Source organism: Bryocella elongata (assembly GCF_900108185.1).
Classification (GTDB): domain Bacteria; phylum Acidobacteriota; class Terriglobia; order Terriglobales; family Acidobacteriaceae; genus Granulicella; species Granulicella elongata.
Map to the genome: position 1 here is coordinate 557066 of NZ_FNVA01000001.1, position 18461 is coordinate 575526.

Consider the following 18461-nt stretch of genomic DNA (forward strand, 5'->3'; position numbering starts at 1 on the left):
GGAAGAGGGTAGGTTGAGGTTAGACTCGAATGATGGCCCCGGGCGCAGCAGTGCAAGTGATCCTGGCTCCCTCCAAGCTTGGGGTCGCGCGGATGACACGAGATAAAGAAGAGTTTGTCGAAGTTATCCGAAGTGGCCTCGGGCGTCTCGGAGGCAAGCTCCAGAGCAGCGGCGGCCCGAGTGCATGGGTGCTCCTGATCCTCGTTCTCTTTGCTGGTAGCTCCGTGTCCTTCGGAGCATCGCAGGTTCCGCCGTCACAGCCGGCCGGCAGCTCTCCTCAAGCCGTGCCCGAGCCTGCAATCTCGGAGTCGACGCACACATTCTGGTCGCGGCGTGATGGAGCTCCGGGGGGCATCAGTTCGCTCGCCCAGACCCGCGATGGATACCTGTGGATTGGCTCTACCCTTGGCCTCTATCGATTCGATGGTCTGCACTTTGCGTCCTTTCCCTTCAACGCCTCTGACCCGCCCATGCCGTCTCTTTACGTGAGCTCCGTTGCCGCGGATCTTGATGGTGGTCTGTGGGTCTCGTTCCGCAATCCCGCGATTCTTCACCTCTGCGCGGACGGCACGCGCGTGACGTACCTTCCACGCGATGGTTTGATCGCGGACATGATGGATAAGGTGATCCCGAGGCCCGATGGCCGCGTCTTTGCTTTCGGTGGAGGCAAGCTCTTTCAGTTGGTGGGAAGCCGATGGGTCAACTTTGGCGGCAATCATGGCCTGTCTGCTTCCGGAGGAGTCTTCAGCGTCTTCTTTGATCGCGACGACAACATATGGATTGGCCGAGACAAGAAGCTGGTGGTCTTACGCAAGGGTGCTGAACGCTTCGAAGAGGCGCCGGTGCCGGTCCACTACGTCAGCTCAATGGTGCAGAGCCGCAAGGGCGAGCTGTGGATCGCGGACGCCTGGCGCTCCATCAGGCCCATATCCGATGTGTCTTCGAAGGGCGTTCTGGCACTCAACAGCCGAGCCGAGATGATGGTGGACTCCAAAGACAACCTCTGGGTCGCACAGGCCGATCAGGGGCTTTCGCGAATTATGAGCATCTCCAGCGATACGCCCGTTCACAAAGTCGAGCACGCCGTGCCGGATGAGATCAGCGCGATGGGCACGAATGCTCTGCTGGAAGATCGCGAAGGAAACATCTGGCTTGGGACCGATAGGGGACTGGACCGTTTTCAGCAGACCACGTTCACCAAGTTCCGCGGGGTATCGATGCAGTACTTTCCGTCGCTGGTGGCTACTGACGATGGTGCCGTTTGGATCAACTCCCGCGGATCCCCACTCATGCGCGTGAAGGATGGCGTCACCACTTTCGTCGGAGGTCCGGTGAATACGGGGCCACTGGCGAAGATGCGTTCCGGAGATCTTTGCTTCGTGGATGCGACGCGGTACGTGCTGCAGTGTTATGGTTCGGCAGGCTTCAAGGAAACCCCACTCGATCCCATCATGGATCACGTGCCGCCGCTGTCGATGACGGCCGACTCCGACGATACGTTGCTCGCGTCTTTCATCGGCAAGGGGCTCTGGCGTTATCACGATGCGCACTGGGACAGGGTCACCGATAAGGCCGTTCCTAACGACTCCGACGCCTGGGGCATGCTCGTAGACTCCAGCGGCCGGTTGTGGCTTGGATATAACGACCACCAGATTGTCGAGCGGCACGATGGACGCTACGAGACAATCCCCATCGAAGGTGGCCCGTGGAGCAACACGATTACGTTCTACGAAGCGGCGAATACCATCTGGGCAGGCGGGGCGCATGGTCTCTGCTTTCTGCACGACGGCAGGATGATCGTCGTGCATCCGTTTGAGGCCGACCTCTTTCGTGGCACCTCCGGCATCGTCGAGGATCGTGGAGGCAATCTGTGGCTCAACGCCGCTGCCGGAGCTTTACGCATTCCCGCGAGCGAGGTGCGGCAGCTTCTACTGCAGCCGGATCATCTCACCAAGGCCGATGTCTTTGATGACAATGACGGACTCACGGGGCAGCCGACGCAGTCCAAGCGAACGCCGTCAGCCATCGTGGACAAGAGCGGCGTCCTGTGGCTCGCAACCGCCGGCGGAGTCTTCAGCCTCGATCCTTCGAAGGCCCTGCAGCCGCGTTCTGCGCCCATCGTTCTGCTCGAGAGCGTATCCATCAATGGCGTTGATGCTGTCCCCGCGCGCGGCCCCTCGGGTATGGTTGTCACGGCAAGCTCAACCGATTTTCATGAGCTGGCCATCAGTTACATCGGCATTCAGCTCTCTGCGCCTGAGCGCGTCTACTATCGCTACCGGCTCATTGGGGAATCCAATGCATGGGAAGACGCGGGGCAGCGCAGGCAGGCCTTCTACACGCACCTGAGACCCGGCACGTATCGCTTCGAAGTGAGCGCAAGCAATGGCCGGGAGTGGAGCACACTTGCGATCCCGTTGTTGATCCAGGTGCCGCCCGCCTTTTACCAGACGTCGTGGTTCTTTCTTTTCTGCATTGGTGCGGTGGCCGCTTTGCTTTGGATCGCCTATCGCATTCGCGTCAACTTCCTCTGCCGGCAGGTGTCGATGCGAATCAATGCACAGACCTCCGAACGCCTCAACGTCTCGCGCGACCTGCATGACACCCTCCTGCAGGGGATGCAGGGTCTGATCCTAAGCTTCCACGCGCTGTCGGAGAACCCAAGTCTCGCAGACGACGTGAGAGGAACGATCCTCGCCGTCGGCGATCGTGCCGAGGCAGTCCTGGAGGAAGGGCGCGAGAAGATCCGCGCACTCCGCTTCGAGAGCCTGACGAACCGTAGTCTCGTGCGGGAGATTGAGCGATTCTCGGAGCGCTTTCTGGGGGAGGATCTCGCGGATTTCGAACTGGTGGTTACGGGCCACGAGCGCGATCTCGCTCCGCTTGTCTATGAGGAGATCTGCTTTATCTGCCGTGAGGCTATCAGTAACGCCTTTCGGCATGCGCAAGCGTCGAAGGTCGAGGTCCTTCTCAGTTACACGCGCTCTCGCCTGAAGGTGATTGTGCGCGACGACGGAATCGGCATAGACGAGCGAGATATGCTCTCCGGCCCGGCAGGCCATTGGGGAGTCGTTGGGATGAGGGAACGCGCGGAACGGATCGGCGGACGCATTGACATCCGGAATGTCTTTCCGGAGCGGCATCACCGTGGGACTGAGGTAAGCGCGGAGATTGCGGCGACAGTCGCTTATGCACGCAGTGATGCCTGACGATACGATTCCAATACAAAAGCAAAGGGCTTCCGAGGAAGCCCTTTGCAATCAATCAAATGTGTTGGAGGCGCGGGTCGGGATCGAACCGACGCATAAAGGTTTTGCAGACCTCTCCCTTACCACTTGGGTACCGCGCCTCGGGAGCCTACACCCAAACAGGCGCAGACAACTGCAAGAGCAGTGTACCAGCAGGGCTTGTAGGGGGAAATGTTTGGAGCGGGAGACCGGGGTCGAACCGGCGACATCTTCCTTGGCAAGGAAGCACTCTACCACTGAGCTACTCCCGCTCTGCTGAATTGATTATAAGCAAAAGACAAGGCCATTGCAAAGGGCTACAGGACACGGCCGAGGAGCTTATCTGTGGAAGACTCCGGAGATAGTGGCTTACGGCTCCGCCCCAGCGCTGGGCGACGGCTTGGGCATGCTGAGCGGCCGGCTCGCAATATGCAGAGCTGACGCGCGGACGATGTGCGGGGTGATGGTAATCAGCAGCTGATCGTCGCTGAGCTCGGCGTCCTTGTCCGTGCCCTGAAAGCCGGGAAGCTCGCTGAGGCCGGGGAGCCCCGCGATGCTACGCAGCTCGCTGCGGTCGACCACCGTGGCCAGCATGGCGGTCTGTCCGGCGGGGACGTTGACGACTGACGTCAGCACGCGATTGTTGAGGACCGGGATGGAGTTGATGCTCGTTCCGCCCAGAGCCTCCAGCTTCATGTCCAGGGTGAGCGAAACGCCGCCAGTGTGGTTGATGTTGGGGGTGGCCTTCAATGTCAGGCCGAGGTCCTCGTACTGGAACTGCGGCACGGTGGTCGAGGTGCTTCCGAGGTACTGCGAGAGCAGGGAGCTGACGCTGGTTCCATTCACGTTGAGGCCGGCGAGCTGCGAGGCCAGGGCGCTCGAAGCTCCTGAGCTGTAGCTGCCGGTGATGACCGGATAGCGCGAGCCGGCGCGAAAGCTTGCCGGCTGCCGATTGCCTGCGCGCAGCGTCACTGCGTCGAGCAGCCGCGTATCCGTCGAGCTCAGCAGCAGGTTGAAGGTGGTTCCCGAAGCGAGGTACAGGCCGGCATAGGTAAGGCCGCCGCCGAAGGTGCCCAGCAGGTTGCTGTACTGCGTGGAGCTGACGGCTCCTGCAGCGACCAGGAACGCAACCTCCTTGATGAGGTTCTGGATAGCCGTGCCGTTCAGCGTGAGCACGCCGGAGGCGACGGCCTGCTGGATCAGGGACTGGTTTGCGCTCACCAGCGAGGTGGCCTCGGCGGCGATGGAGAAGGCTCCCGCGCCGGTGGGGGTCGAGAGCCCGATGTTCTTGGTGTGGCTCTTGGAGGTCTCGAAGAGCCGTATGTCGAGCAGCACGTCCGAGCCACCGTCGAGCATGTCATCGTAGGTGGCGTTCAGCAGGCGCAGGGTCGGCTCATCACCGGTCACGAGGAGGCCTCCGCTGGCGGGACTGCTGGTGACCTTCTTGATCTCGAAGACGTTGCGCGCGACGTTGGCGAGCTCTGTCATCTGTTCGCCGCTCATGCCGGGAAGGAAGATCGTCTCTTCGATCTGTGGTTCGAGGCGGTCGCGATCCTCCGTCGTGTCTTTGGCGATCAGGGCGGTTTTCGCATCGATGGGCACGGCGAAGGAGTGGGTGAGTTGACGCATCACGCGCGTGGCATCGGCGAAGTTCACGTCGTCGAGATCGAGCCGGAGTGAGCTGTTGGAGGTGAACGACGAGTCGAAGCTGGCCCGGATGCCGTACGCGGCGTAGACCTGACGCAGCAGCTCCTGCTGGCTGGAACGCTGATGGAAGCTGTGCAGGCCGTCGGTGGGGGACAGATGGATTGGCCCTGCGAGCAGGCCGCCGACGTGATCCGCTGGAGCGGAGAAGAGGTCGATGTTCTGCATTGCGGCCGGGGAGGTGACTGCCTGCGGCCCCAGATGCTGCGTGACGATGGGGTTTCCGGGGTCGAGCTTCTGGGCCTCCGCGAGCAGGCGCTGCGCCTGGACGTTGTCGCCCGCGACGCGTGACCGGGCAGCCTGCTCCACGAGTGCGGTGACTCGCTGCTGCCTCGTAACGGCAACGGCCTGGGCGTAGTCGGAGTTGTTGGGGTTCAGCTTGAGAGCGCGGCCGAAGTCCCGCTCTGCTGCTTCGAGTTCGCCGTGGGAGACGTGCTTCGCCCCGGAGAGGTAAGCATCGTCGGCGTCGCGTGCCTGCCTGGCGGAGATGGGGGCTGGGACGCTAGGGCTTGCGGCCGCCGTGGCAGCGCCGGTGTTGGCTGGAACGCTGGCAGGCGCATCGGAAGGAGATTGAGCGTAAAGCAAGGCGCTGCTCAGCAGCAGCGCAGAGCAGGCCCACCGCAGCGGAGGGGCGTCGCGGAATGGGTAGGGGCCAGCCATGGATGCTGCAGAGTTGGACGTGTGGGGAGCGCTAACGTCCGTCGCGAAGCTAACGACTATTGGAGACGATGGTGAGATTTCGTGCGGCGGGGCGCACGGAGCGGACCGGCTTGCGCATGCCGCGCCGGATCGTGGCCGAATCCATGCCCAGCTCAGCCATGGTGCGGCTCAGCGTGTTGCGGTGCATGCCAAGCTCTTCGGCTGCCTTGCACTGATTGCCGCGATGGTGCGCGAGAACCTCGTGCAGGAAACGCTTCTTGAACTCGCGGACGGCGTCGTTATAGGCCATGCCCGACGCATGCATCTGGGAGACGAGGATGTCGAAATCGCGTTTCACTGGGGCGACGGTACCTTGCTTTCGTTGTCTTCAGACTTAGTTTGCGATGCGGAGTCCAATTTGATCCAGCCCGGCTCTTTGTGCTTGAGCGTGTCCAGGGCGCTCAGCAGCCGGTGCTCGAGGTCATCGGGCATGACGAAGGATAGCGCATGATCGGCGCGAAGAAAATACGGTGCGAGCACGGAAGTTTTCAACCATGCGGAAGCCGGCAGGAAGACCGCCAGAGCCAACAGGAGTGCGACGCCCAGGGCGAGCCCTCGGAATAGTCCGAATACCGCACCCACGATGCGGTCGGCAAAGCCCAGACCGACCTCATTCGCGGAGCGCCGGAGTGCCCTGCCGATCAGCGAAGCCACCAGCATCACGAGGAAGATGATCAGCAGGAAGCCAAACATCTGCGCCAGTTGCGGAGAGTTGACCAGGCTGAGGAGGTAGGTCGAAACCCACTGGAAGTTCCAGCACGCGAGCAGAAATCCGACGCACAGACCGGCCAGTGCGCAGGCTTCGCGGAAGAAGCCACGCCACATCGCGCGCACCGTCGAATGCAGAAACAGCAGCGCGAGCATCCAGTCCAGCGGGTTGAGCTCGGTCATTGTTCCCATGGGTTGGCTTCTTCTGATACCGAGAGTACTGCGATTTCTCTAAATTTCAGCGAAGAGAAGAGCTGGGAGAAGCTGAAGTATCAAGACCAAGGTGCAGGGCGAGGCGATCTTCGATCCCGCTGAGCTGGCCATTCCAGACGCCCCAGTTGTGATCGCCCGGTACTTTGATCCAGCGACGCGCAAAGCCCCGCTGCTCGAGCAGGGCCGCCATCGCCTCGTTTGAAGGCAGCAAGACATCCTTGTCGCCGCAGCTGAGGTCCAGATACGGAGCGTCGGCCGGCGCCATCGACCGCACGATACGATACGGGTCGTTGTCTCGTCTTACGCTGCTTCCTCTTGGACCGAAGACGCGGCGGTAGTGCAGGGACTCGCGCAGATTGCGCCAGCGAAAGTGCCGGTCGGCGAGGTCCATCGCCGAGCTCAAGGCCACGACGTAGCTGAACATCTCCGGATGCTTGAGGCCGTAGAGCGTCGCAGCGAAGCCACCGCGGGAGTTCCCCATGATGGCTGTGTGCGCACGATCCTTCGCCGCGGTGGGGAACTGGCTGTGGATTGCCGGAATGAGCTCGTCGAAGAAGAAGTCCTCATACCGATGGCCGAGCGCATCGTTGACGTAGTAGGTCTGCAGGCCGTCGGGCATGACCAGAAGTACGTTGCGGCTGGCAAACTCCGCGATGGGAGTTTCGTTGGTCCAGTTGCGATAGTCCTCGCCTGCACCGTGCAGGACGTACATGACAGAGAGCGGACGTCCGGGTGCGAGGACGGCGGGCGCGACCACGCGCACGGGGACATCCTGGCCGAGGATCGTAGAGTGCAGCGTAAGGTCGGTCATGTGGACAGAGTCGGGAATGCGGGGCCGGTCGACCGCGACGGGCGACGTTGTGCGGCAGCCGCTCGGGAGAATGAGCAGCACCGTCACGAGGAGGCCCGAAGCTTTCATGCGTAGACGCATCATCGCCGCTGATTCTCCATGGCGCAAGTGGCACGAAGCCTATTGTCCCGGATCATCAGCGGCGATGCTGGTGTGCGAACCCTCGGTGGAACCTACGCCGCGGCCAGAGCGCTCCGCGACTGATTGCCGCGATCGCGTCCGCCGAGCGACACGGAGACGATCTTCGAGACGCCGGGCTCCTGCATCGTGACGCCGAACATTGCGTCCGCCTGCTCCATGGTGCGCTTGGAGTGGGTGATAACGACGAACTGCGTGTTCTGGCTCATGTCTGCGATGAGGCGCGCGAAGCGGCCAACGTTGGTCTCGTCGAGAGGAGCGTCGACCTCGTCCAGTACGCAGAACGGAGCGGGCTGGAACTGGAAGATGCCTACCAGCAGCGACAGCGCGGTGAGGGTCTTCTCGCCACCTGAGAGCAGCAGGACGTTCTGCAGCTTCTTGCCCGGAGGCGACGCGATGATGTCGATGCCGCTCTCGGCCGAGTTGGCCTCGTCGGTCAAACGCATCATGGCCTGGCCGCCACCGAAGAGCTTGGTGAAGGTCAGCGAGAAGTTCTCGTTGATGAGGTGGAAGGCGTGGTCGAACTTGTCCTTCGAGACGTCGTCGATCTCCTTGATGGAGGCCTGCGTGTTTTCGATGGACTCGATGAGGTCCTTGCGCTGGGTCTCGAGGAAGGTGTGCCGTTCGGAGACCTCGTGGTACTCCTCGAGCGCCATCATGTTGACCGGGCCCATGGATTCAAGCTTCTGCTTCAGTGCGCGTGCGGCTTCGTCTTCGATGTGCAGAGCGTCGCCCTCGATGCGCTCGATGCTTTCGTCCTCACGCAGCGAGGACGCCTCAACGGAGAGGTCATTCACGCATGTGCCTTCGAGATGCTCGATGTCCGAGGCGAGCTTGGCCGACTTTGCGGAGAGCGTTGCGCGCTGTTCGCGCAGGGCTTCGGTGTCGTGACGCAGCGTGCGCAGCTTGGCGTCGAGTTCAGCGATCTGTGCGCGCAGGGTGCTGGCTTCTGCAGAAAGCGTCTCGCCTTCTGCGATGGCCTGGGCGCGCATCTCGGCGAGCTCCGTGTGGCGGCCACCCAGGGACGCGAGCTCTTCTTCACGTTGCAGCTTCTCTGCCGCAGCCGAGGCCAGCTGCGACTGCATCTGCGCGATGCGCTGTTGCTGCGACTGGAAGAGGCGGTTGGTCTGCTCGAAGTTCGCGTTGGCGTTGCGACGGCGCTCTTCGAGGCCGGCGAGCGCGGCCGTGGCTGCGGAGGCTGCTGCTTGCTGTTCTTCGCGGGCCGTGCGCAGGCTGGCGATGTTGGCGGCCAGCTCAGCGAGCTGCGCTTCGATGCCGGAGCGCTCGGCCTCATAGGCGGAGGCCTCTTCACGCTTGCGGGCGATGAGATCGAGACGCTGCTGGCGCTGGTCCTTGTTGCGGCCTGCGGCGACCTGCCACTCCTGCAAACGGCGCTCGATGCGGGCGGCTTCGGATTCCATCTGGCGCAGGGCCGCGCCGGTGTTGGCGCTCTCACGCTCAGCGTCGCGACGCTCGGCGTTCTTGGCTTCGAGCATGGACTGCAGCTCAGCGATCTCGCGCGTCAGCGCGGCTGTCGCAAGCTCGTTCTGCGATAGCTCAGCCTCCACCGCCTGCAGCTTCTTCTCGATCTCCGCGAGCTCTCGCTTCAGGGCGAGCGGGCCCTGCTTGTTGATGCGACCGCCGGTCACCGTTACGTTGTTGAAGGTCTGACCGGAGGGCGAAAGGAAGAAGCTCTGCGGGTAGGAGAGCGCGAGCGATCGTGCCGTCGCGTCATCCGGAGCGATGAAGCCTTCACGCAGCTTCGGCAGGAGAACCTCGAGCGACTTGCCAAAGCCGTCCTTCACGCGGACGCAGTCCTTCAACGCGACCACGCCCTCACCGCTGGGGCTGGCGGAGGCGTTCATGCCCTCGGCGAAGGGAAACGCTGCATCGGCGTCGTTCGGATGCACCATGAAGGTTGCGCGGCCGGTCACGTCGGACTGCAGCATCCGCATGCCTTCGTTGGCTGCGTCCCAGCTCTTGACGACGATGTAGTTGAGCTCGTCGCGGAGGAACTCGTCGACGACCTGCTCATAGCGGCCATCGACTTCAAGGAAGTCTGCCAGCGTGCCCACGGGCGAAAGTGCCGTGCCGTTCTGCTGCGCGCGGCGTTCGTTGGCGCGGAAGATGTTGCGCACCGTGTCGGTGGAGTAGCTGTGCTCGCGGATGAGCGATTCCAGCGATCCACGCTTGCCCAACAGGGTGGCGACCTCGGCACGAAGCTCGTTGCCGCGACGGCGCGACTGTTGCTCGGCGGCACGCTTCTCTTCCACGAGGCGGCGGGTGTCGGCCATCTCGCCTTCGAGAGCCTTCAGCCGCTCGGTCACGCTCTCGAAGGTGATCTTTACCTGGCCGCGTTGGTGGCCCAGCTGTTCCAGCTCCTGGCGTGCCGACTCAGATTCGCCTTCGAGGCGACGGTTCTCCTGGTCGAGATTGGCGAGCGCGGCTTCGGCCTGCGCGATTTCGTTCGACGCCTGAGAAGCTCGCTGCATCGTGCGAACGGACTGCTGGCGTTGCTGCTCGACGAGAGCTTCGGCGGCGAGCACCTTGCGCGTGGCGTCCTGGGCAGCGCTTTGCTGCGCCTGCGCGCTCTCGCGATGCGAGCCGGACTCCGCCGTGGCGTTGGCGAGAAAGCTGCGATGCTCTTCGAGCTCGCCGGCGAGCTGCTCCAGCTGCGAACGGGCCTGTGCGAGGTCGTCGTTGCCGCTCTCGATGCGGTTCTCTAGCTCGGTGATGCGGTCGGTGTTGGAGTTGGTGCGCGCGGTGATGCGCTCCAGCTCGATCGCCGACTGGCTGGCACGAGAGCCTGCGGAGCGGATGTTCTCGTCGAGCTCATAGCCGCGCGTCACGCCGGCGGTGTGCTGCGCGTCCATCGTCTCCAGCTCAGCGGACTGCGCTTCGATCAGCTCGGCGAGGCGGGCGATCTCGGTGGAGGCGGCGGTCTGTTCGGCGTCCATCTGCGTCAGGCGGCTGGCGAGTACGACGCGCAGCTTGCCGCGCAGCTCGTCGCGGATGGCGCCGTAGCGCTCGGCCTTGGCGGCCTGGCGCTTCAGCGAGCCCATCTGCCGGGTGACCTCCTCGAAGATGTCGTTGACGCGCGCGAGGTTCTGCTTGGCGCTCTCCAGCCGCAGCTCGGCGAGGCGCTTCTTGGTCTTGAAGCGAGTGATGCCGGCTGCTTCTTCGATGATCGCTCGGCGATCCAAAGGCTTGGAGGAGAGGAGCTGGCCGATGCGCTCCTGCCCGATCATGGCGTAGCTTTCGCCGCCCAGACCGGTGCCCATGAAGATGTCCTGAATGTCGCGCAGGCGGCAGATCTTGCCGTTGAGCAGGTATTCGCTCTCGCCGGAGCGGAAGAGGCGGCGGGTGATGGTGATTTCACCCGCGCGGACGGGCGTTCGGCCGAACTTGCGGCGGCGGATCTTGAGCACAACGCTGCCACTGGCGGACTCCATGCCGGCCTGGGCATTGGCGTCGGCGGTAGCCTCGGCGGACGGGGCAGGGGACTCGCCTTCGACGTGCTTCTTCTTCGGAGCTTCGGTCTCGTAGACCTGGCCGGGCTGTGCGTCGAGGACGGCGGCTTCAGTTTCGGCGGCGATCTCGGCGCGGAGCTGGGTCTCGTCCCAGTCGCTTATCGGCTCGGCCTTTTCCGGCTCTTCGCCCACGAACTCGAGCTCGCCCTCGGCTAACGTCTGTCCGTCGTACACGTCAGGATCAACCAGGGTGAGGGAGACCTCCGCCATGCCTGTGGGCTTGCGGTCGCGCGTTCCGGCGAAGATGACGTCTTCCATCTTGATGCCGCGGAGGCTCTTCGCCGACTGCTCGCCGAGCACCCAGGTAATCGCATCCGAGATGTTCGATTTGCCGCAGCCGTTGGGGCCCACCACGGCGGCGATGCCCTGTCCGGCGAGCTGCACTTCGGTGCGGTCGCAGAAGGACTTGAAACCGAGAATCTGGACTTTTTTCAGCTTGAGCAAGAGTGCAAATCCCCTAGAGAAATCGAAGAAATCAGATGGTCCGTGCGGTCCATCGCTAATCCGCATCCTATGGTCGGGAATACCCAGAGGCAACGGTCGCAGGCGATATGTTGTGGATAAGACGTACCTCAACCACAAGTGCTGTCAACGTTGCCTCAGGCATGGTGCATCTCACGATGTTGAAGCCCCCGAAGCGCACTGTCTCAGGGGAACCATGGCTTGGCCCAAATGGCGTGTACCGAAAGCAGACATCAGGAGGTTCCGGGAAATGTTGTCAGGAAGCAGGTTGCGAAATTTCGGTACCGGTTTCTATAATTCGCGCATCCCCTCGCTGAACTCGCGCCGGTGGGTGGGGCGCATCTGCTCACACCCTGCGGTGTGCGCAATTTTCGGTTTATCTTGCAAAGCTGATACCCTCCCCGAAGGAGCTCTCACTATGAAGAAGGTCGTACTTGCTTCCCTGCTGGCAATCGCCGGTGCAGCGTCCATGCCGCCAATGATGGCCGCGCAGCAACCGGCAGGTGGAGCCGGATCGATCCAGATGTCGCAGGATGAATATGCGGCATACAACAACGCGAACACGCAGACGACCCCGGCGGCCAAGGCCCAGGCTTTCGAAGCCTACCTGACGGCATATCCGAAGTCTGCCGTGAAGCAGGATGTTCTCAACCAGCTCCTGTATCTGTACAGCCAGACCGGCGACAAGGCGAAGACTCTCGACGCGGCGGACCGTCTGCTGCAGGTAGACCCGAACAATCTTCGGGCACTGACCTTCGAGGTCTACTACCGCCGTGCGGATGCCGATCAGCTGACCGATGCAGCCGCCAAGCAGGCTGCACTGGACAAGGTTGCGACCTACGCCCAGACCGGCGAGAGTGCGACCGCGCCGACCGGTACGTCCGCTGACGACTTCAAGAAGCTGAAGGATGCGGCTCTGCCGACGTTCCAGTCGGCGATTGCGGATGATGACCTGGCGAAGAAGGACAACGCCGGCGCCATCACTGCTCTGAAGGCCGAGATCTCGGCAAACGAGGACAAGACGCACGGACCCAGCCCCGTGCTGCAGGACGTCTTCGTTCTCGCACAGGCTTACTACACGTCCAACCCGCCGGATTACCTGAACTGCACCTGGTACGCGACCCGCGCAGCTGCATTTGCCGGCCAGTTCGCCACGCAGATCACCCCGCTGGCGACCTATTGCTACAAGAAGTACCACGGCACGGCGGATGGCTACGCCGCTCTCCAGGCGATGGTGCAGACGCAGCTCGATCCCCCGGCGGATCTCGCGACCAAGGTGACCCCGGCTCCCAAGCCTGAGGACATCGTGGCGCAGACCATCGCTTCGACCCCGGACCTGGCCACGCTCGCTCTGTCGGACAAGGAGTTCATCCTCCAGTACGGCAAGCAGTCTGACTCGGACAAGGTGTTCGACACGATCAAGGGCAAGAGCGTGGAGATCCCCGGTGCGGTGGTCGTCGCGGTAACGGCTGACCAACTGCAGCTCTCGGTCTCGGACGATAGTGTCCAGGCCAAGACGGCGGACTTCACCGTTGCGATGAAAGCTCCGATCCCGGACAAGGATCTGCCGAAGGTTGGCGACAAGGTCACCATCGACGGTACCTACGCCAGCTACACCCAGAAGCCGCTCATGATCATGATGTCCGACGGCGCTCTGGTGCTGCCCAAGAAGGCTGCACCAGTGCATCACCCGGTCCGCAAGAGGTAATCATCCGCGTTCGTGAGAGCGCAACGGCAGCGGCCTCCCCCAAGGGAGGCCGTTGTTGTTTGCAGGACTCTCACTCGGGGTGGACTATTGGCCACTGCGAGTCGGGCAGGTCCACCACGACGGGCATAGCGCTGCTGCGGACGACGATCCAGCGGAAGGGAAGCGTTGGGGAGGGGTTGACCTCCTGGTGAATCAGCCAGGAGGGGACGTGCAGGAAGTCGCCAGCTCGAACCGTGGCATGGTGTTCGCCGCGTTCGCCCCAACGCACCAGAGCTTCGCCCTCGAGGACGTAGACCACGGTTTCCTGCTCGCCGTGGTGATGGATGCCGGTGCTTGCGCCGGGTTGGACCTCGAAGCTACCGGCCCACAGGCCGCTGACGCCGGTAGCTGCGTCGAAGGCGGCCCATCGCTGCGAACCCGCAGTCTGCGCCGTGCTGGTGCTGAGGTCTTCGGGGCGGACGACGGTGATCGCGGTTTGCTTCGGTTCGCTCATGAGGTACTGGATGCGCGCGCGACGCCGTCGTCTCGGGTTCCTACGGATTCAGCAGGTTCACGAACAGCCGGAATGCGCCGGGGACGGCCTCCGGTAGCTGCCGGTAGACCGCGAAGGCGAGGTACGTCCATCGTCCCTTGCCCAGCGGAGCGGTGACGAGGCCGCCCTTTTGCGGCTGCTCCGGCTGCACGTGCTCTGCTTCGGAGCCGGGATCGTGCACCTCGGTGAGCGCCGTGTAATGCGAATCCCATGTGCCCAGGAAGCCATGGCCACGTTCCTCGATCCAGCCATTGAAGTCTGCGGGAGTGATGCGGTTCGGCGTGGAGAGCAGAGGGGAGGTCGTATCCAGCAGCTGGACGGGGTCGGTCTCGTCGACGACCTTCTCGGCAGCTCCACCCAGGGTCAGCGGATAGGGTGCATCGGCTGCGGTGAACTCGGCCGTCTGGTACTGCACCACGACGTTGCCTCCGTTGCGCGCGTACTCCAGCAACGCATGCGTGGGCGCACCGTGCAGGTCGGGATGGGCGTTGTAGGTGCGCACGCCAAGGACGACGGTATCGAACTGCGCGAGCCTGGCGGGCGTGAGGTCTGCCACGGTCAGCATGGTGGGCTTCATGCCGATCGACGCGAGGGCTGCGGGCACATCGTCGCCCGTTCCCGGCAGGTAGCCGATGCGGCGCTTATCGGCGGGAGGCAGCTTGAGGTCGACGGGAACAACGCGGTCGGTCGCGGGCGTGAAGTAGTTGGTGCGGGGAAGGTCGCCATAGCCGATGGCGCGATAGCCCTCCATGTAGCGCGTCCCGCCTGCGTCGATGGCTTCGCCGGTCAGGGTGGCGGCGTGCTCCAGCATCGCCGGAGCGGTGACCTGAAACTCGACTTCGTTGGGCATCGCCGCGTCACCCATCGCGAGCGAGGACTTCCAGTTCGCCGGTGCGGCAAGCTTCGGCTTCATGCCGGCTGCTGCGGGGTGAAGCATCATGGAGAGGTGCAGGATGCGATCTCCATCCGGCAGCACCTGCGCATGGACCGGCATGCCGCTGCTGGACAAGGAGACGCTGGCGTGAGGCACGATCTCGACCGGCTGGATTCCCGCGTGAACCACGCGATCGAGCTCGATCTGCATGCCGTGATAGCCGATCATCTCCTGTGCCACCACCGCGGGAGGTGTGGCGGGAGCGTTGCGAAGGCTCGCGTCCCGCAGCTTGTAGACCGGCTGCTCGATGTCGTCGCGGTAGAAGTAGGGGCGTGTGACGACCGTGGTCTCGCGCGCGCCCAGGGTGATCGGCTGCATGTCCGGGTGCCCTGCGACGAACGAGCGATCCGAGCGCCTGTCTTCGTCGGTCATGGACTCGCCACCCTGCGCTGTGATCAGCCGGGTGCGGTCGACGCGCATCTCCTGTTCCGCCGCTGTCTGCGTGCGGACCATCACCTTCACGGCGGTCGCCGAGGGAAGATCGGCTTCCGGGGCGATGGCGTCCAGCGTGAGGCCGAGGGACAGGGCGAGCGCATCGTTGAGCTGCGCGTGCTTGAGCTTCAGCTCATGCAGGATCTGCGCGCGGGGCGCGGCTCCGATGGTCTCGGTCGACTCAACGCGAGCGATGAGCGCTTCGACATGGCTGTTGGCGTCTGCCAGCGTGGGGGCGATGTTGCCGGGTGTCTCGGGATTGAAGTGGTAGGTCGCGTTCTCAATCAGCGCCTGGAGCTGGCGCAGGCCGTCGCTGAGGAATGCCGGAGCGTTCGCAGACGATGAGCCGATGCCGCGTACCGAGGTGTCGATGCCGTCGAAGAATGTGTCCTCGACGAGCTTCTGGCGAGCTGGCGGCAGCACGGTGCCGTATCGGTGGTAGCCCACGTCGAAGACACCCGGAGATGGCACGCGCATGCCCGGGCCGACCTGGGACCTCTGCAGCCCCAGCCCTTGTCGCGCAAACTGCACATAGCTGACGAACGGCTCCTTGGCCGGATAGTTGCCCAGCAGGGGATCGGTCGCGCCTTCGTGGACGATCACGTCGGTGGTCGGCGGCTGATCGCTCACCTCGCCGGTGACATAGTTCTTGAACTGGGCGGGGATGTACTGGTTGGTCGCGTAGTCGAACAGGCCCTTGTCCGTGATGGCGGCTCGCGGCACGCGGGCGTAGACCTTGAGCGGCTGCCAGGGCAGGATGCCTTCTTTCGCCATCTCGGGGAAGACCTTGGGATCGCCCGCAGCCTTGAAGACCTCCTGCGCAATCTCGCCGGAGACCTGGTGCTGGCCGTGGCCGTCGGTCACGCCGCCGACGAAGACCGCCGCGATGACGAGCGGACGGAAGATGCGCACGGCGCGCACTGCATCGTAGAGCACGCGCTCGTGGCCCCACTTGGCGAAGGACTCCTCCTTGGTCTTGGAGAAGCCGAAGTCGACCTCGGTGCCGAACATCTGCGTGACGCCGAGGTAGCGGTCGGCGGAGAGCAGCTCCTGCGTGCGGAGCAGGCCCAGAGCATCCTCGAAGTCCGAGGTCATGGCGTTCTGTCCGCCTTCACCGCGATTCAGCGTCAGGATGCCGGTGTGCGCTCCCAGGCCGCGAGAGACATAGGTGAGCATGCCGCCGTCTTCGTCATCGGGATGCGCGACGATGAGCAGCAGCGAAGCGCGTGTGTTGAGGCGCCGCAGCATCTGCTGGAGGCCCTGCGAGCCGAGGTCGATGGGGAGTTCGCGTCCGTTGACCACGGTGGGCCGTTCGCCAGCGAGGTTGGCGGGATCGGCAAAGGTCGCCTGCGCGCGGGCTGCGGGGGCCAGCATCACGGCGGACGCGAGGGTGGCCAGCACGGCCAGGGACGCGAGTCGCTGCATGGTTTCTAGCTTCGCACAGGCGGCGGTGCTTCCGCCCGCGTCCTCATCGCCGGTCAGCTGCGTCTGGTGGTCAACTCGCGCCAGTTCAGGCCGATGTCCACCGCCAGGATTGAGGCAAACGTGGTGATGATGATGCAGAGCACGTTCGCTGCGTCGGACATGTTCCAGAACTTAGGCCAGGGGTCGAGGAGGCGCAGCGAGATGAAGGTGAAGGTTACGGCGTAGGAGCGCATCATCCAGGCCCGGTGCGCGGCGATTTGCCGGTTGCGCGCCGTGACGAAGGCGATCGCGGTACACACGATCCAGGCTGAGCCTTGTACCAGGGTGCCCGGGAACAGCGTACGTCCCCACGAGATGGCGAAGGCCAGGGGAGCGGCGCAGAAGACCGAGATCACGTACATCCGGCCAAGGACGCGATGGAGCTTGAGGTGCTTGCGCCGCAACCGGGAAGAGAACTGCATCGGCCCGGAGAGCAGCGCGAAGCCGCCAAAGATGGCGTGAGGGAGGAGCAGATAGCGGTCTGCAATGGCCTGGAGCCGAAACGAGTGATAGAGCGGATCATCCGCGACCAGGGCTACCTCAGTCGTGATCAGCACCCACAGGCCAGCAAGTGTCATCGCGATCCCGAGTGCCAGCTTCCGGCGTCCAACCGGCGGAGAACCGGGCTCGTTCGAGGGCTTTGTGGTCCCGGGCGGGCGAGAAGCGGGAACAGCAAGCGCTTTGACAGCGTCAGCCATGGGAGAACTCCTGTTGAGATGGGCCCGGGGTTGAGATCAACCTACCATTCGCACACTGGGAAATCGAGGAAGGTGCCAGACCATGGGGTACCCTGAAGGCGGATGGAGAGCCAGCGACGCATCACCCAACTCGACGGTGTACGAGGGATCGCCATTCTGGCAGTGTTCTTCAACCACGCGTACCACTGGAAGCTGCTCTGGATGGGCGTGGACCTGTTTTTCATCCTGTCGGGCTTCCTGATCACCGACATTCTGCTGCGTCGCCGCTCGGAAGGACTCGGGACGTACTTCAAGGTCTTCTACGAGCGGCGTGTGCGACGCATCCTGCCGGCGTACTTGTTGATGCTGTGCGTGGTCTCCACATGGGCCGGTTGGGACTGGCTGCGGCATGGATACCTGTACCTGTTCGGCATGAACCTGCTGGACGTTCTTGGTATTGGCCGGCACGAGGAGTTTTCAACTCTCTGGTCGCTCGCTGTTGAAGAGCAGTTCTACATGGTGTGGCCGTTCGTTGTGTACTTCCTCAGCGAGAAAAACGTGGCGCGGGTCGCGGTTGCGATTCTCTTTGTGGCGCCGTTGCTTCGTGGCCTCTGCACGCCTTTGTTTGCGACAGGGGCAGGGATCTACGAGCTGACTCCCTTTCGCGGCGATCTGATCGCGTTGGGAGCCTGCTTCGCCATCGTCTGGAGGCAACGGCGCGGCCTGATTGAGCGCTGGGGGCGATATGGCTTGCTTCTTTCTCTTGCTGGAGCTGCACTGCTCATTGGGATGTCCAGGGTAATTCCGACGTTCAATACCTCGGCCAACAACCGGCTCGGCAACGTTCTGATCTTCGAGTTCTGTCTCGTGATCTGCGGCGGAGTGATTCTCTGGGCTCTTGGCGGATGGAAGATCGGGCTTCTACAGCTTGGCCCCCTGCGCTACCTGGGGCAGATCAGCTACTCCGTTTACCTGTTCCATGTGGGCTTCCTGCTGCTGCTGCTGCGCTTCACCTCGAACCGGAACCTGGCTGTTCTGGGGTGTGGCCTTCTTACGCTGGCATGGTCCGCGGCTTCGTGGCGGTGGTTCGAGTCGCCCATCCTGCGCGCCGGCCGCTGGAAGAGTCCGTAGCGCCGAAGCGATTGCGATAGCCGTATCTCATTTTCGCGGTGCAATTTGCTTC

The 18461-nt window shown here is 63.3% G+C and carries 11 protein-coding genes and 2 tRNA genes; 3 read left to right on the forward strand and 10 right to left on the reverse strand.

Features of this window, described 5'->3' with window-relative positions:
- Nucleotides 1-56: 56 nt before the first annotated feature.
- Complete coding sequence (locus C4S68_RS02315; protein ID WP_160114967.1) at nucleotides 57-3209, forward strand: ligand-binding sensor domain-containing protein; 3153 nt, start codon at nucleotides 57-59, stop codon at nucleotides 3207-3209.
- A 65-nt stretch (nucleotides 3210-3274) separates the two neighbouring features.
- Here the strand turns inward: C4S68_RS02315 and C4S68_RS02320 are convergent.
- From C4S68_RS02320 to smc, 7 genes are all read right to left on the reverse strand, one after another.
- Nucleotides 3275-3349: transfer RNA gene (locus tag C4S68_RS02320), tRNA-Cys, on the reverse strand.
- Nucleotides 3350-3424: 75 nt separating this feature from the next.
- Nucleotides 3425-3499: transfer RNA gene (locus tag C4S68_RS02325), tRNA-Gly, on the reverse strand.
- A 97-nt stretch (nucleotides 3500-3596) separates the two neighbouring features.
- Nucleotides 3597-5591 (reverse strand): type II secretory protein PulD, encoded by a 1995-nt coding sequence (locus C4S68_RS02330; protein ID WP_103931397.1) that lies wholly within the window; start codon nucleotides 5589-5591, stop codon nucleotides 3597-3599.
- Nucleotides 5592-5640: 49 nt separating this feature from the next.
- Nucleotides 5641-5928: a helix-turn-helix domain-containing protein gene (locus C4S68_RS02335; protein WP_103931398.1), complete on the reverse strand. Its 288-nt coding sequence runs from the start codon at nucleotides 5926-5928 to the stop codon at nucleotides 5641-5643.
- Complete coding sequence (locus tag C4S68_RS02340; protein ID WP_103931399.1) at nucleotides 5925-6521, reverse strand: CvpA family protein; 597 nt, start codon at nucleotides 6519-6521, stop codon at nucleotides 5925-5927. Before C4S68_RS02340 ends, C4S68_RS02335 begins: the two co-directional genes overlap by 4 nt.
- A 55-nt stretch (nucleotides 6522-6576) precedes the next feature.
- On the reverse strand, nucleotides 6577-7485 hold the full coding sequence (locus tag C4S68_RS02345) for an alpha/beta hydrolase (RefSeq protein ID WP_103931400.1): 909 nt from the start codon (nucleotides 7483-7485) through the stop codon (nucleotides 6577-6579).
- Between the two features lie 89 nt (nucleotides 7486-7574).
- On the reverse strand, nucleotides 7575-11513 hold the full coding sequence (smc, locus tag C4S68_RS02350) for a chromosome segregation protein SMC (RefSeq protein ID WP_103931401.1): 3939 nt from the start codon (nucleotides 11511-11513) through the stop codon (nucleotides 7575-7577).
- Between the two features lie 436 nt (nucleotides 11514-11949).
- Here smc and C4S68_RS02355 point away from each other — a divergent pair, with 436 nt between their 5' ends.
- Entirely contained in the window at nucleotides 11950-13239 is a 1290-nt protein-coding gene (locus C4S68_RS02355; RefSeq protein ID WP_103931402.1) for a tetratricopeptide repeat protein, read from the forward strand.
- Nucleotides 13240-13309: 70 nt separating this feature from the next.
- On the opposite strand, the gene C4S68_RS02360 is transcribed toward C4S68_RS02355, so the two are convergent.
- Genes C4S68_RS02360 through C4S68_RS02370 form a run of 3 tightly spaced genes read right to left on the reverse strand, consistent with a single transcriptional unit; the run spans nucleotide 13310 to nucleotide 17299 of the window.
- Nucleotides 13310-13732, reverse strand: coding sequence for a cupin domain-containing protein (locus C4S68_RS02360; RefSeq protein WP_103931403.1), 423 nt, complete (start codon nucleotides 13730-13732; stop codon nucleotides 13310-13312).
- A gap of 40 nt (nucleotides 13733-13772) precedes the next feature.
- A complete protein-coding gene (locus C4S68_RS02365; protein WP_103931404.1) occupies nucleotides 13773-16562 on the reverse strand; it encodes a PIG-L family deacetylase in 2790 nt (929 codons plus the stop codon).
- Nucleotides 16563-16615: 53 nt separating this feature from the next.
- Nucleotides 16616-17299 (reverse strand): DUF2306 domain-containing protein, encoded by a 684-nt coding sequence (locus tag C4S68_RS02370; protein WP_103931405.1) that lies wholly within the window; start codon nucleotides 17297-17299, stop codon nucleotides 16616-16618.
- 102 nt (nucleotides 17300-17401) lie between these two features.
- Between C4S68_RS02370 and C4S68_RS02375 the strand changes: the two genes are divergently transcribed.
- A complete protein-coding gene (locus tag C4S68_RS02375; protein ID WP_103931406.1) occupies nucleotides 17402-18409 on the forward strand; it encodes an acyltransferase family protein in 1008 nt (335 codons plus the stop codon).
- Nucleotides 18410-18461 lie beyond the last annotated feature (52 nt).